Origin of the sequence: Marinobacterium litorale DSM 23545 (genome assembly GCF_000428985.1) — a bacterium.
GTDB classification, from domain to species: Bacteria; Pseudomonadota; Gammaproteobacteria; order Pseudomonadales; family Balneatricaceae; genus Marinobacterium_D; species Marinobacterium_D litorale.
In genome coordinates this window covers 68770-82253 of the sequence record NZ_AUAZ01000007.1, presented here as the reverse complement: position 1 = coordinate 82253, position 13484 = coordinate 68770, and the positions used below count along the sequence as shown (strand labels likewise).

Annotated in this window: 12 protein-coding genes and 2 tRNA genes; 5 read left to right on the top strand and 9 right to left on the bottom strand. The window is 54.0% G+C overall.

Translation table 11 applies throughout. From position 1 onward, the window contains the following. Nucleotides 1-13 precede the first annotated feature (13 nt). Entirely contained in the window at nucleotides 14-2995 is a 2982-nt protein-coding gene (locus G403_RS0107855) for a tape measure protein (RefSeq protein WP_027853501.1), read from the top strand. Nucleotides 2996-3040: 45 nt separating this feature from the next. Next, a complete protein-coding gene (locus G403_RS0107850; RefSeq protein WP_027853500.1) occupies nucleotides 3041-3424 on the top strand; it encodes a hypothetical protein in 384 nt (127 codons plus the stop codon). Between the two features lie 72 nt (nucleotides 3425-3496). Here G403_RS0107850 and G403_RS22620 read toward each other — a convergent pair whose 3' ends face one another. From G403_RS22620 to G403_RS0107820, 6 genes are all read right to left on the bottom strand, one after another. Next, complete coding sequence (locus tag G403_RS22620) at nucleotides 3497-4495, bottom strand: tyrosine-type recombinase/integrase (RefSeq protein ID WP_036233031.1); 999 nt, start codon at nucleotides 4493-4495, stop codon at nucleotides 3497-3499. Next, nucleotides 4396-4704 (bottom strand): helix-turn-helix domain-containing protein, encoded by a 309-nt coding sequence (locus tag G403_RS25850; RefSeq protein ID WP_084403982.1) that lies wholly within the window; start codon nucleotides 4702-4704, stop codon nucleotides 4396-4398. Before G403_RS25850 ends, G403_RS22620 begins: the two co-directional genes overlap by 100 nt. After that, nucleotides 4705-5604 (bottom strand): hypothetical protein, encoded by a 900-nt coding sequence (locus tag G403_RS22615; RefSeq protein ID WP_156899660.1) that lies wholly within the window; start codon nucleotides 5602-5604, stop codon nucleotides 4705-4707. It abuts the gene before it with no gap. A gap of 478 nt (nucleotides 5605-6082) precedes the next feature. Further along, the gene (locus tag G403_RS0107830) at nucleotides 6083-6853 is read right to left on the bottom strand and encodes a hypothetical protein (protein ID WP_027853499.1); all 771 of its coding nucleotides are present in this window, start codon (nucleotides 6851-6853) and stop codon (nucleotides 6083-6085) included. Between the two features lie 16 nt (nucleotides 6854-6869). After that, nucleotides 6870-8138: an ATP-binding protein gene (locus G403_RS0107825; protein WP_027853498.1), complete on the bottom strand. Its 1269-nt coding sequence runs from the start codon at nucleotides 8136-8138 to the stop codon at nucleotides 6870-6872. A 292-nt stretch (nucleotides 8139-8430) separates the two neighbouring features. Further along, nucleotides 8431-9267, bottom strand: coding sequence for an SDR family oxidoreductase (locus G403_RS0107820; protein WP_027853497.1), 837 nt, complete (start codon nucleotides 9265-9267; stop codon nucleotides 8431-8433). Nucleotides 9268-9408: 141 nt separating this feature from the next. Between G403_RS0107820 and G403_RS0107815 the strand changes: the two genes are divergently transcribed. From G403_RS0107815 to G403_RS25770, 3 genes are all read left to right on the top strand, one after another. Continuing rightward, complete coding sequence (locus G403_RS0107815) at nucleotides 9409-9969, top strand: TonB C-terminal domain-containing protein (RefSeq protein WP_027853496.1); 561 nt, start codon at nucleotides 9409-9411, stop codon at nucleotides 9967-9969. 28 nt (nucleotides 9970-9997) lie between these two features. Further along, nucleotides 9998-11707, top strand: coding sequence for a GGDEF domain-containing protein (locus G403_RS0107810; protein ID WP_027853495.1), 1710 nt, complete (start codon nucleotides 9998-10000; stop codon nucleotides 11705-11707). A 167-nt stretch (nucleotides 11708-11874) separates the two neighbouring features. After that, nucleotides 11875-12006 carry a hypothetical protein gene (locus G403_RS25770; protein WP_281171142.1) on the top strand — a complete coding sequence of 44 codons (132 nt, stop codon included), beginning with the start codon at nucleotides 11875-11877 and terminating at the stop codon, nucleotides 12004-12006. 146 nt (nucleotides 12007-12152) lie between these two features. On the opposite strand, the gene G403_RS0107800 is transcribed toward G403_RS25770, so the two are convergent. From G403_RS0107800 to znuA, 3 genes are all read right to left on the bottom strand, one after another. Continuing rightward, nucleotides 12153-12239 (bottom strand) — tRNA-Leu (locus G403_RS0107800). A 90-nt stretch (nucleotides 12240-12329) separates the two neighbouring features. After that, nucleotides 12330-12416: transfer RNA gene (locus G403_RS0107795), tRNA-Leu, on the bottom strand. Nucleotides 12417-12489: 73 nt separating this feature from the next. After that, nucleotides 12490-13443 (bottom strand): zinc ABC transporter substrate-binding protein ZnuA, encoded by a 954-nt coding sequence (znuA, locus tag G403_RS0107790; RefSeq protein WP_169719891.1) that lies wholly within the window; start codon nucleotides 13441-13443, stop codon nucleotides 12490-12492. Nucleotides 13444-13484 lie beyond the last annotated feature (41 nt).

The window sequence follows — 13484 nt, the reverse complement described above, 5'->3', positions numbered from 1 at the left end:
ACATACACCCGCCATGGCTGATCGTAATCTCGCGCTAAACCTCCTGATCAAAGCCAAGGACATGGCTGGTGGCGTCGTCAAACGCTTCCGTGGCGAGGTGAAAGACGCCGGTACCGAGGCGGACAACCTATCCGAAAGCCTGGATAAAACAGGCCAAAAGACCCGCGAGTTTAGCGATAGCGTCGATCAAGCCAGCAAGTCATCTTCCCGCCTATATGGTGACACTCGCGGGACCAAGTTTTGGCAGCGTTTCAGCCAGGGCGCGAAGAAAGCCAGCACTGATACCAAGAACTTCAAGGGTGACCTCACCGAGATTCCTTCAGCCGCCGATCGGGCCGGTCGCGGTATCGGTGGACTGACCACCAAGGTCATTGCGTTGGCAGGTACCTACCTTGGCATCAATGCGCTGAAGAATGCCCTCATGGGGCTGATCAACACCGGCTCCCGCTTCGAGGACATGCAGGTCCAAATCAACACCCTGATGGGCTCCATCGAAGAGGGTGAGAAGGCAACTGCGTGGATCAAAGATTTTGCCAAGACCACCCCGGCTGATATCGAAGGCGTCACTCAGGGCTTCATCCGCCTGAAAGCCTTCGGTATCGACCCGATGGATGGCAGCTTTCAGGCCATCATCGACCAGACCTCCAAGCTCGGCTTCAGCCAAGAGAAAATGGAAGGCGTGATCCTCGCCGTTGGCCAGGCATGGACCAAGCAGAAGCTTCAGGGCGAAGAAGCGCTTCAGCTGATCGAGCGAGGCGTACCTGTCTGGGATCTGCTGGCAAAAGCTACTGGTAGGACCACAACAGAACTCCAGGAAATGTCATCTGCTGGTGAGTTGGGGCGTCGAGAGATCGCGCTCCTGATTCAAGAGATGGGTAAATCGTCCGAAGGTGCCGCGTCCGAAGCGATGAAAACCTGGACGGGCCTCGTCAGCAATCTCAAAGACATGTGGTTGAACTTCGTCAACGATATTAATGAGGCGGGGTTCCTGGATTACATGAAGCAGCAGCTTCAGGAGCTACTGGATACCGTCAAGCAGATGGCGGCGGATGGCTCTCTCAAGCGCTGGGCGAAGGAGATCTCCGATAGCCTGATCACTCTCGCCGATAACATCAAAGGCGTGGTCAAGTGGACTATTGAGTGGAGTACCCAGCTTGCCTACCTCGCCGGTGCGATCGTGGCGGTCAAGATTGGCGCTTTTATTGGCAGTGTGGGCAAGCTGATTCCAAAGCTGAAGTCAGCGGCAACAGCCACCACCGGGCTGGCAGCGGCCACCGATGGATTGGCAGCTGCTCAAGCTCGCGTATCCGGCGGTTGGGGCTGGCTAAAGTCAGCAGGTGGCGGGCTGAAACGCCTTGGTGGTTATCTACTCAAGGGCGGTCGCCTGCTAACGGGTATAGGGCTGCTGTCGGTCGCAGTCAAAGAGGTGGCAGACCGCTGGCGAGAGTCCGAAAAGGCGGCGGAAGACGCAATCGGTGAGATGCAACAGCGCTCACTCGACGCAATCGACGAACAGCATAAATACCTGGATGCGATGAACGCCCAGGTTAAGACCGAAGAAGAGCTTGGCCGGATCAGTCGCGAAGGCCACGAGGCCTACGAACAGCGGCTTCAGAATGCGCAGAAATATTGGCAGGCCCGCGTTGATGAGGAGCAGGCTGAGATTGAGCAAGGCCGCAACCGCTATGCTCAAATGATCGAGGCCCGCGCCGAGTTAGAGCGGTACAAGGCCGCTGAAAAACAGCTTCACCAGATCATCACAGACGTGAATGACCTGCGTTCACAGGGGCTACAGCAAAGCGTCGAAGGGCATCAGCAGCAGACTGAACAGACTAATGAAAAGGCCGCTCAGCTCGCCGGGATTCAGGAATTTGAGCAGCAGCTGGCTGATGACCGTAAAGCTCGAAATGAGGCCGAGCAGAAGGCCTTTGAGGCTCTTGGTCTGAGCTATGAGCAGCTCACTAACCAGATCACTGAATCCAGTAAAACAAGTACTGACGCGATGGTCACCCTGGCTGAGTCCGGGGAGTACAGCAGCGAGGTGATCACCAAGGCGCTAAATAAAGCGATCGCTGATACCACCACTGATAAGGATCTTGAATATCTCCGTGAAAAGGTTGAGCAGTTAGGTGAAGAAGGCGGCCTAGCTGGAAAAACGATGTATCAGGCGCTCGATAGAGTTGATGAGAAAGCCAAGGATCTCGCGAAATCCGCCAAGGATGCGGGGGATGAGGCCAAAGATGCCGCCAGTGGGACCGACGATCTTGCTAAATCCATGGAGGATGCCGGAAAGGCCGGTAAGGGCTCCATGACCGATCTTCTAAAGGAAATAAGGGAGCTGGTGAAAGAAGTCGGCAGACTGGCGGATGGTTTCAAGACTGCTGGCGATGAAGCGGAGAAAATGAAGGGTAAGGCAGACGGCGGCAGTGGTGACGAAGATGAAGACGATGATAGTGGTGACGATGAAAAATCCGGCAAACGCTCGCAGCGCTCAACCTCCTCAACAGTAGCCAGTCGCCTACGCGCCCAGGGCCGCGATGACGCCGCCGAGATCCTCCTGGAAAAGATCGCCCAGGGTAATGTGCCGCAGGGCGGGTTCCAAGGCCTCGCCGGTTACAACCGATGGTGGGAGATGATGCAGCAGTCGGCAATCGAAGAAGCCGACAAGGTGCAGGCCAAATATGACCAGCTCGCCCAATACCAGCGTGATATCGCTGCCGGGGATGTAGACGCAGCCAAGCGCCTGCTGGCGATGCGCAATACCTTCGCAGGTCTGGAAGCTGATCTTGTGGGCATCGTAACCCAGGCATCCAACCTGGTGAACAGCCAACAAGCGCCTCAGCAGCAACCAGGGCAGCAGGTACAAGCGCCTAGCGTTAACACTGTACGGGTAGAGGTCGTATCCGGTGGGAAGATGGCGACCGGGATATTCGAAGAGAACGAGCACTCAAAATTCTTGGACATACTGGAGGACATCGGGCAAGTGACCCGGTGAGGTGCATGGCTCGCCCTAGCCCCTACGTCCGGAACGATTCGTGGTATGAGCACAACGGGCCAATGCTCAAGCCATGCGGTTCCAAGTGTAGCTCACAGGGCGTTAGAAATCTGGAAGTTAATAAAAGCATATTTCTTAGAACTCATAGAGGTACTATATATGTCTCAAACATTAGCCGTTGCTGCCCCGCGCCAAGAGATCTCTACAGGCGGTAGCGAACACCGCCTGATAACGTTCCCATTTAAGGATGAAGATGGCAGCTGGATAGGCCTCAGGGTTGAGAACGCTTTCGATGAGACTGATGGAATAACGGTCCACCTTTCACGTGACCAAGCTCAGCGAGTGGTAAGAAACTTAATGCTGGCCCTCCAGCCAGAGATCGTTGGCGACTTGGTTCCTGAGTTTGATGAAAACCGCTTATTTGGTTAGGGAGGGCTAAAGTGCTCGGGTCTTCTGGGCGGGCGGGAGCTCAGGACTTACAAACCAAACTAAGTGACGCAGCTACGTAAAATATTTGTCGCGCCACACAACGTGTCCCGCCGCCGCTTTTAGGTGCTCTCCCGCCATATGCGCGTACCGCAGCACCATGTCGAACGACGACCAACCACCCAACTCCATCAGCTCATACAGACTGGTTCCGTTCTGCACATGCCATGATGCCCAGGTATGTCTGAGATCATGCCAGCGAAAATCGGTAATACCCGCCCGTTCCAGTGCACGTGCCCAAGCTTTGGTAGAAGTCCGCTCCACCGGCTCCCCCTGGTAGGTAAAGCAATACTCTGGATGCTGCCCTTGCTGACCGATGAGGACGCCACAGGCATCCTCATTCAGCGGTACCGCAAACGCCTTCCGGGATTTGGACTGATCCGCATGAATCCACGCCATCCCCCGTTCCAGGTCTACCTGATCCCACCGCAGGTAACTGACATTCCGTTGCCGAAGTCCGGTTGCCAGAGAAAAAGCCGCCATCGCCTTAAGGTGAGGGGGCAGTTCCGCCAGTAACCGTTCCGCTTCCTTGGGCTTGAGCCAACGCACACGTTTTTGTGGCTCTCGATACAGCCGAAAGCGCGGCACCCGGTCTATCCAGTCCCATTCATCCCGAGCCATCCTGAGAATGGCGCGAATTAGGGCCAGATAGCGATTAGCCGTTGAAGGGCTGGATTCATCCCGCTTAAGGCGTCCGATCCTGTCGATCAGATCACGGTCGATCTGATCCAGGTGCTTATCGCCCAAGTGTTCGTCCAACCACTTCAATTTGCCTATATCTTTCGAGTGGTCCGCTTTTTCTTTCGTATCGGCAAGCCACCGCACCACAGCTTCCTGCCAGGTGCGCCGGGGTTTCTCCCCCAGCATGTGTATACGCCAAGCTTCATGCTTTAATTGATCGTGGTACTGCAGTGCTAGCGTTTTGTCCGAAGTCCCAGCAGAGCGGCGTACTCTTTCCCCGCCGGGCGTGGTAAAGCTAACCCACCACGTGGTTCCGCGTTTAAACAGTGCCATTGTGAAGTCTCCTCTTCACAACCACTTCGCGGCGCTTGCCCAGAACCAGCATAGAGCCGGTCGAGGTAAGCGACAAGATCGGTTTTTAGAAACACCCAGCGTTTTCCCGGTTTGGCCGCCTTGATCCGTCCGGTTCGTGCTAGGTAGCCCAAGGTACCGGGAGCCATATGCAGGAAAGCGGCAGCCGCTTTTAGATCGAGCGTATCCATTCATTTGAGTCCCCGTGATTTCTTATCAAACTCGGGCACGGTTCGGGTATTGAAGCGAGTCCGCTTCTGCTCCACCTTCTCCCGAACATAACCAGCAAGCGCTTTACCCGTCAGACGGCTATTGCGCCGGTGATAGTCCGTAGCGGCTTCCAGATAGAGTGGCAAGGCCTCTTGAATCGACCCGATCCCTTCTCTGGCCATGAACGAGGTAAGTGCCCCCAGGCCATTCACGAACAGGCTTTGATCACTCGGGGACATATCCTTGCGAATGCGCCTAAGCTGGATGGCGGGAACTTCGTTGAACTGAGCACGACTCAGATCATCCCACAAAGGAGCCAATGGCCAACGGCTCTGGTTTGCACCACCGTCTGGCTCACAGAGCTTTAGCCAGGCTGTGGTGCAATACCCCCAAAGTGCATTCAGCCGCTCAATCAGGGTTGGAACTGATTTGATCAGCACTTCCCGAAGCACCTGACTTTTGAGCTGGAACTCCAAACGCCAGACCGGCGAGCTACCATCCCAGCCCTGAGCTTTCCAAAGCTCATAGAGGTAGGTCTTTTGGGACTTCTGAATTTCGAGGGTTTTATCATAGAGACGGCAGGAGATCGGGCCGCCTTGACCAAACACCAGACCGGAAAACCGACTACGGTCGTAATAGCGCGCATAGCCCACCGCGCGGGTTATCCAGTGATCTCGGGGTAGGGCTTCCAGGTCGTAGTCCGTCACGAAATCCACACACAGATCGACTCGGCTGACCTTGGGCTGAACTACCTTGCCTCCCAGCACCTCCGCAGCCAAATTCAGAGAGCCGAGGATATCGGCCAGGGGTGCCAACGTAAGCACCTCACTACGAATCTGGACATAGGCCAGTGGTAACCGGGTAGCACGGGTGCTCGACACCTGGACGTGGTACCAGTTGTGGGTGAGTACATAAGGGAAACGCCCCTTGCCTTTGCTCGACACCGCAAAGGGTTGATCAGTGAGGAGTACGGTAGCTTCTTTCTGAGTCTCTGCGTCCTCTGACTGGCCCGCCTGTTTCCGGCTTTCGAGGATAGGTTCGAGCTCCGAACGAAGATCACCGGTATACGAGACGTACAGGCTGTCTATCCCAGCTCGCAGGATTTTGGCTCCGTGGTAATTTGCGAGTGCTGTGTTACTAGGGGGCGCACTGCTAACGGCAGACTCGGGCTTGCCGCCGCTCGCGCGGCCGGCGTCCGCCCTCCACCGATCGGGCGCTCCTTCGGTCGCGCGGCGCGATGCATCTTGAACAGGTTGTTTATCTGTTGGCTTGACCATGTTGATGCCCTCTTAGGCTGTTGAACACGGTCTCGATAATCAGATCAGAGAGAGGAGAGGGGGTGAACCTCAAAAGGCGGTTTCAGGTTCCCACCAACTTGTGTCGTTTCTGAATGAACTTGCGGAACGCGCGTAGGGAGTAGTCCCCATCGGTAGCATAGAGCTCCAGGTCATGCGCTAAGAGGTCTTCTAGTTTTGTTGTCGTAAGCTGCCCTGGCTCACTGCCCTCCAGAACGACCTCAAGCATATAGCGCAAATCATTGTACTTCGGATCAGGTCGAGCGGGTTTTGTCCGTGTCAGCGCCTTAGCTAATCGATTTAAGAATGACTCATCACCGCGCATCTGGGCCAGTGAGATTTCTTTTGCAATGGTGGGACAGGCTACCGCCGACCGATCAACCCATACAGCCCGGAACAGGGAATCCATATCGCCCTGTCTCACTTTATCGACCAACATCGACATAGGCTGACTAAACTGCTGCAACGCTTGGCATTGCCCACCAATCGACATTACCAAACCGGTGATTACCTGCTTGTCTTCTTCATCAAGACTATCAGTATCTACTTGGTCTGCGAGATCAGGTGTAAAAGTGTCGAGGAAGGCTTGCTTCGGATCATCAGTCGATGCGGCAGCTAAAAGATACTCTCCTAACCCCATGATCAAAAGGAAACGGGCTATGTGTTCGGAGAACGGCAGTTCGTACCAATCAGCCCAAGGAGTGACAAGATCGGGTAAGTTCTCAGCTTCCGCAACAGCTTGGCCAAGTTCAAGTACCTGCTGATTTAGTTCATATAGACTGGCATATATCTGCCTGACTTGCTCTCTAGAAAGGGAGCCGAACTCCTTTCCCATAACCAAGTAGCTCTTTCTAAAGTCCAGTTTCGCGCCCTAACTTATATCCTTCCTTTTCAGCTTGGAGACGTACATGTCCTCTCATTAACGTACTTGAAAATCTCTTATAGCGGTATCGTTTTTCAACTCCACCATATCTTGCTGGTGTATTTTCAATTATTTCACCACAACTTACATTCTTTAGATTATTTATCGCGGTCTTTAGCTTTGAATCATCCTCGACGTGGAAGTTGTACATTTTAGCTAGTTCTTTATATAAATCGATCCAATCGTCAATTCGCACGTCAACCACATCGCTATGAGCAAGCGCCCATACCAAGTATTTATAGTGATCTGCACCTCGCTGAGTCGCAGCTTCGTAAGATACCCTAAGTTCTTGGAAGCTATCAGCTACCGCGGTCGTTATACCCTTCTGGTAAATATTGTCATCAACGATATTGCTACCTTCAAGCGCAGCCTCAACTAGAATAGCTTTTCCGATAAGGTGAGCAAAATGAGGATAGCCATTCCCTATGATTGCTATTCTATAAAGTATTTGTTGATGAATATCGACCTGAATCATATCCGCGGCATTTTTAACGATTTCCATTAAAAATTCAGGACGAAGAGGTTCCAAGTACACTTCTTTAATATATCTCGGTACTGATTCGTGTGCCCCAATAAGTTCATGCACATTCTCAGCTATTCCAACTAAGACAAATTTTAGATTAAAGTTTTGATCTCCTATCTGCTTTATTAGGTAAGCCAGGTCTGTCCTATCCCCATCGTCAAGCTCTTCAAGTTCGTCTAGAACAATTACCGTTTTACTTGCCACTGGGATTATTTCATCCAAGCTTTTTAAAACACGCACTGCTGCATTAGAATTTTCAAAACGAGGTAGCTTTGGACTTTTACTTTCAAATGATGCAGCAAGCTCGGGACTAAGAGATATTTTCACCGAGTACCTTGCATCGGTCGTATAACCAACCCCAAGCTTAATCGCTAACTCAATCAGCTTTTCACCTATCTCCCTAAAAATATCGAGCATCCGCGAGCCAGGGGCACATGCCACATAAACATACTCTCTGTCTGAGGGGGTTACAATCTGAGCCGCGGTGGTTGACAGAGAAGTTTTACCAACTCCTCGGTAGCCATAGACAAAAGGTATTCCGTGGAAATGATTAAGCTCTCGACATATCTGCTCGAATGACTCGATGCGTCCGAGCAAGTACTCCGTGGAACGAATAGGCCTTTCCGGCGATAACGACTCGGATATTAAACCAAGCTTTCTCTCAACTTCATCCATCGTCAACTCCCTGACTTCGACAAGAGCCTTCTTACTAAGTGTGCCACAACTGTGTCTGTTTCAGCATGTACAACAGATATCACCCTAGCATAAGAGGCGCATGAGGGCAGCAAGCACCACGTAAGTAGTTGAATTATGCTAGTTAGACATTTTTCATCAAAATTGAAAATCCCCGTGTCGGTGGTTCGATTCCGCCTCCGGGCACCACTACTTAGAAGGCTTGCACTAGATGCAGGCCTTTTTTGTGTCTGTCCTTCCGAACAACCCATAAATCCACCGTCGGCATCTCCCGCTAATCCGACGCCCAACGCAAAAGATGATCAAGCAGCCGTATTGGTAGAAGACGACGCGCAATGCCCATGAAGTGGGTGGGCCAAGTCACATAGTAACGAGGCCTGGGGCGCCGGCTTTCGATTGCGTGCAGCAGCGGCTTGAGAACCGCTTCCGGCGGTAGCGTAAAGGCAGGCTCTTTTCCCGGCGCTTCGCGTGCCAGACGCGCTTCCACCGCCTCATACGTTGCCCGATGCACACTGTGCTCGACATCGATATTCGCCTTGAACGCCGCGAATGCGTTCTTACGGAAGGCACTTTCAATCGGGCCCGGCTCGATCAGGCTGACATGAATTCCACTGCCGGCCAGCTCCAACCGCAGCGTATCACTGAGTCCCTCCAGTGCGAATTTGGAGCAGTTATAGGCGCCGCGATACTTCAATGCCACCAGTCCCAGCACCGAGGAGTTCATGACAATTCGGCCCTGTCCCTGACGGCGCATGGCAGGAATAATCAGGTTGGTCAGTTCCAGCCATCCCAGCACATTGGTTTCAAGTTGCTGGCGCATCACATCACGCGAGAGGTCCTCCACCGCGCCAGGCTGTCCGTAGGCTGCGTTATTGAACAGGATATCCAGCGTGCCCCCGGTGGATGAAAGGACCTCCTCCACAGCGTTTTTAATCGAGCTGCTGCTATTCAAATCCAAGAATACCGTTTCCAGACCCTGGGCCTTCAGGTCGTCCAGATCTTCATTTCGGCGGGCCGTCGCGAACACTCGATACCCGCACGCCTTCAAGCGCATCGCGCAGTGGCGGCCAATACCGCTGGAGCATCCTGTTACCAATACTGTTTTTGTCATCCCGCCTTCCTCACCAAACGATGGAGGCACTATAAAGCAGTGAGTCCGCACTGCACATGTTCAGTCTTCCAGTGCTTTCGATCAGAGACAGAATGGGGCAAGCTAGTAACAGGTTTAGATAGGGAGCTTGGGGAGACTCAGATGGTTCGAACCTGGATGTCAGCATTGTCACTGGCGCTCGTATTTACGTATTCATCGGTAAGTGCCGTAGAGCCCGACATTGAGCTTGCGCGGGAGCGTCAGCAGGAGGCGTTGGCCCGTGCCGAACAAGCCGAGCAGGCACGACAGGACGCCCTGGCCATCGCGCAGGAACATGCCGAGGAAGCCGCCAAGGCGCGGGGTGAAGCGCAAGCCTGGGGCGAGTTGATAGAGTCACTCCAGCAGGTGGCGCAGGGCCAACCTACAAAGCGGCAGAACGACGTGCTGAGCCGAATTCAAGCGGCCGTCATCGCGGCCTGGGATATTCCGGAAGACGCTGACTCCGACATGAAAGCAACAGCGGAGTTACGCCTGACCCGGGATGGCCGGGTAGAAGATGCAACCATCATCAGCAGTAACGGCAGCAAGTCATTCAACCATTCGATTCTTGGCGCATTTAGAGGCATGGAACGTTTGTACTGGCTGGACGAGCTCAGTGACCGGGAGTTTGAAACCCACTTCAAAGTGATCCGTATATTTTTCAGTCCGGTCGGGTTACGCTAAATGGGCACCAACAGCACAGGCTACGGAGTTGAGAAACCTCTCCCCCTTCATTGTTTCAGTCATTCTGCTACTGAACACACTGAGCAACGCACTGGCGGATACCGAACGGGCCAGGGTATACCCCGATAATCTCACACCCGTTCGCGTGCAGCTGAAGTGGCTACATCAGTTTCAGTTTGCCGGGTTTTATGCCGCCATTGAGCAAGGCTACTTCAGACGGGAAGGGCTGGCCGTTGAGCTGATCGAAGGCAGCCCAACCATTAACCCGTCGCTCGAAGTGGCACAGGGCCGCGCGGAGTTTGGAGTCGGCAACTCCTCATTGATCATCGATTATAACAATGGCCTCCCTCTCGTCGCGGTCGCCGCCATCTTTCAACAGTCACCTTTTGTTATTATCGCTCGCCGTGACCCGGCCCTGATGACCGTTCGGGATCTGGAGGGCCATACCCTGATGAAGGAGGCGCACTCGGAAGAGCTTACCGCCTATCTGCGCCTTGCCGGTGTCGATCTGGATCAGGTTGAGCTGGTCGATCACACGGGCGACATCACCGACCTGAAACAGGATGACCCAAGCGGCATTGATGCGACGTCGGCGTACCTGTCCAGCGAACCGTTCGATGCGGTAGAACACCAGGTACCCTATCGATTATTCAGCCCGCGGGAGATCGGTATCAACTTTTACGGGGATACACTGTTCACCTCAAAAACGCTGGCGGAAACCGAACCGCAAACAGTGGACGCCATGCGCCGGGCGCTTATAGACGGATGGCTCTACGCCCAAACCCACCAGGATGAATTGGTCAATCTTATCCACAGGGCCTACCAACCGAGCCGAGATCCTAACTGGCTGGCGCTGGAGGCAACGGTTACCCTGAACCTGCTCAACAGTGATATTGTCGAACCAGGCTATATGAACCCCCAGCGCTGGCGACATATAGCGGACAAATTCGTCGCCGCCGGGCTCCTGGCTGCCGACTACAGGCTGGAAGGTTTTCTATTCGAGCCCGATCATCCCGTACCCAAATGGCTCTACCAGGCACTCGCGGCGGGCATCCTAGTGATTACCGTCGTCATTCTGGTGGCAATCTATATTGCCAACCTCAACAGCCGCCTGAAATACAGCATCCGTTGCTTAAACCAGCGCACGCGGGAACTGGAAAGCGCCAATCGCAAGCTCTATCAGCTCTCCACCAAAGACAAACTGACCGGGCTTGCCAACCGGCGCAGCTTTGACATGCTGATCGATGCCGAAACGGCCCGGGCTCAGCGCTCAAACCAGCCACTCTCCCTGCTGCTGATCGATGTGGATCACTTCAAAGGCTATAACGATCAGCATGGGCACCAGAAAGGCGACCAATGCTTGGCGGCTATCGCCTCGGTACTTAAAGACAGCGCACGCAGGGCAGGGGATCTGGCGGCTCGCTACGGCGGCGAGGAGTTCGTCATTGTTGCGCCGAACCTGGACGCCACTCAGGCACAGCATCTTGCAGATGGGATCTGTCAGCAGGTCGCCGCGCTTTCCCGCGTACATCCGGCTTCTCCCCATCAGGTCGTCACTGTCAGCATCGGTATCAGCTACAGTGCGCCCGGCGCTCCGTTGAACAGCCACGCGCTTATCGAACAGGCTGACCAAGCGCTTTATAGGGCCAAATCAGCCGGTCGCAACCGCTCCGTACTCTACCGGGACTCAGGCCAAACCGACCCGGAGCAAACTGCCAGAAAAGACAGCCCTGCCTGAATCGTCATGCCACCTATGACGCAAATACCAACCCCAGTTCCAAATCGACTGAAAATACCATTTTAATTCAAGGCATTAACCTTCATTAGCGAGCGTAATAAAGTTGGCACTCTTGTTGCGATATGAATGTCAGGAACGTCAATCTGAATCCGCACAGGAGAGTCATTATGGCTAACGCACACGACGACGACCGCTATGAAACCCTTGGAATGCTGCCTTCCAGCCTGATGGTCCTGGCAGGTCTGCTTGTGGCTATTTTCCCAGCCCTGATGCAGCTCTATCTGCTGGTGACAGGCTAAACGTTTCCACTCGGGCTACATACTTTTACCCGGCTTCGGCCGGGTTTTTTATTACCCGCGCACAGCATGAAACAGCGACTGACAGGGTGCCATGAATACGGATAAAAAAGGAGATTTTAATCTGGGTGGGACACCGGGGTTACCGGTGGTGCAGATGGGGAGACTCGAACTCCCACGCCCGTGAAGGCACTAGCACCTGAAGCTAGCGTGTCTACCAATTCCACCACATCTGCGTCGGTAATTGCGATTTTGGCAAGTTGCCGCGGCGTCGCGTTAGCCGCTCTTTCAATACTTTCTCTGGCACCACTCTAACAAGATTAGAGTGGTGCAGATGGGGAGACTCGAACTCCCACGCCCGTGAAGGCACTAGCACCTGAAGCTAGCGTGTCTACCAATTCCACCACATCTGCGTCGAAAGTGGGGCGCATTATATAGAGCCGTGTTTTTGTTGTGAAGCCCCCCACGAAAATCTTTTTCTATGCCTCAGGGCGTCAGACAATCCGCAAAACGGCGACCCAGGTCGCGAAGGTATTCAGCATAGGCGTGCGCTGACATCTCCGTACCGGCCCCCAGTGGATCAACTTCCGCCTGCTTGACCGCCAAACCTTCGGTCAGCGTCTGGACAATATCACTGCTGAACTGAGGCTCGGTCATCACACAGGCAGCACGCTGACTTTCAAGTTCATCGCGAATCTCGGCCAGGTGGCGGGCACCGGGCTTACGGGATGGGTCGATGGTGAAATACCCCAACTGATTCAATCCGAAATGCTCGACAAAGCCCGAATAGGCATCGTGAAACACGAAGAATCCCCGCTGATGAACGGGCTGCAGAAGCGCTTCGATCTCCACTTCAGCCTGAGCAATTTCCGTTTTCAACTGCTCAAGATTGGCATCCAGTTGCTCCCGCTGCTGCGGATACTGATCGACGAGCGCCGCATGCATACGCTGAGCCATGGCTACCGCCTTACCCGGATCCAGCCAGGGGTGCACATCCTGACCGTCATGATCATGAGCATCGCCATGATGATCGTGCTCATCGTGATGATCGTCTTCATCATGATCATGCTCCTCGTCGTGATGACCCGGCTCGATCATCTCTTCACCCATCAGGTTCACCGCGCGGCCCTCAATACGAGCCAGCGGTTTTACCAGAAACCGTTCCAGCTCCGGACCCACCCAGAACACCAGATCCGCTTCGGTCAGGTGTCTCATATCGGATGGTTTCAGCGCATAATGATGCGGAGAAGCGCCATCGGGCAACAAGACGCGGGCATCGGTAACGCCGGTGGCCATCGCTTGCGCCAGCATACCAACGGGCTTGATACTTGAGACCACATCTGCCGCAGCACTGCCAATAGAGCAGACACCAAGCACGGTGGCGACAGAAAATGCGCGAACGCCTGCCCGCTGATATATTCTTTCAAACCGAAATTTCACGGCTACCTCACCTAAGTAAATCATCATGTTATACTATAACA

Coding starts and splice junctions, on each gene's coding strand:
- G403_RS0107855 (WP_027853501.1), top strand. CDS start 14: ATGGCTGATCGTAATCTCGCGCTAAACCTCCTGATCAAAGCCAAGGAC.
- G403_RS0107850 (WP_027853500.1), top strand. CDS start 3,041: ATGAGCACAACGGGCCAATGCTCAAGCCATGCGGTTCCAAGTGTAGCT.
- G403_RS22620 (WP_036233031.1), bottom strand. CDS start 4,495: ATGGCACTGTTTAAACGCGGAACCACGTGGTGGGTTAGCTTTACCACG.
- G403_RS25850 (WP_084403982.1), bottom strand. CDS start 4,704: ATGGATACGCTCGATCTAAAAGCGGCTGCCGCTTTCCTGCATATGGCT.
- G403_RS0107830 (WP_027853499.1), bottom strand. CDS start 6,853: ATGGGAAAGGAGTTCGGCTCCCTTTCTAGAGAGCAAGTCAGGCAGATA.
- G403_RS0107825 (WP_027853498.1), bottom strand. CDS start 8,138: ATGGATGAAGTTGAGAGAAAGCTTGGTTTAATATCCGAGTCGTTATCG.
- G403_RS0107820 (WP_027853497.1), bottom strand. CDS start 9,267: ATGACAAAAACAGTATTGGTAACAGGATGCTCCAGCGGTATTGGCCGC.
- G403_RS0107815 (WP_027853496.1), top strand. CDS start 9,409: ATGGTTCGAACCTGGATGTCAGCATTGTCACTGGCGCTCGTATTTACG.
- G403_RS25770 (WP_281171142.1), top strand. CDS start 11,875: ATGGCTAACGCACACGACGACGACCGCTATGAAACCCTTGGAATGCTG.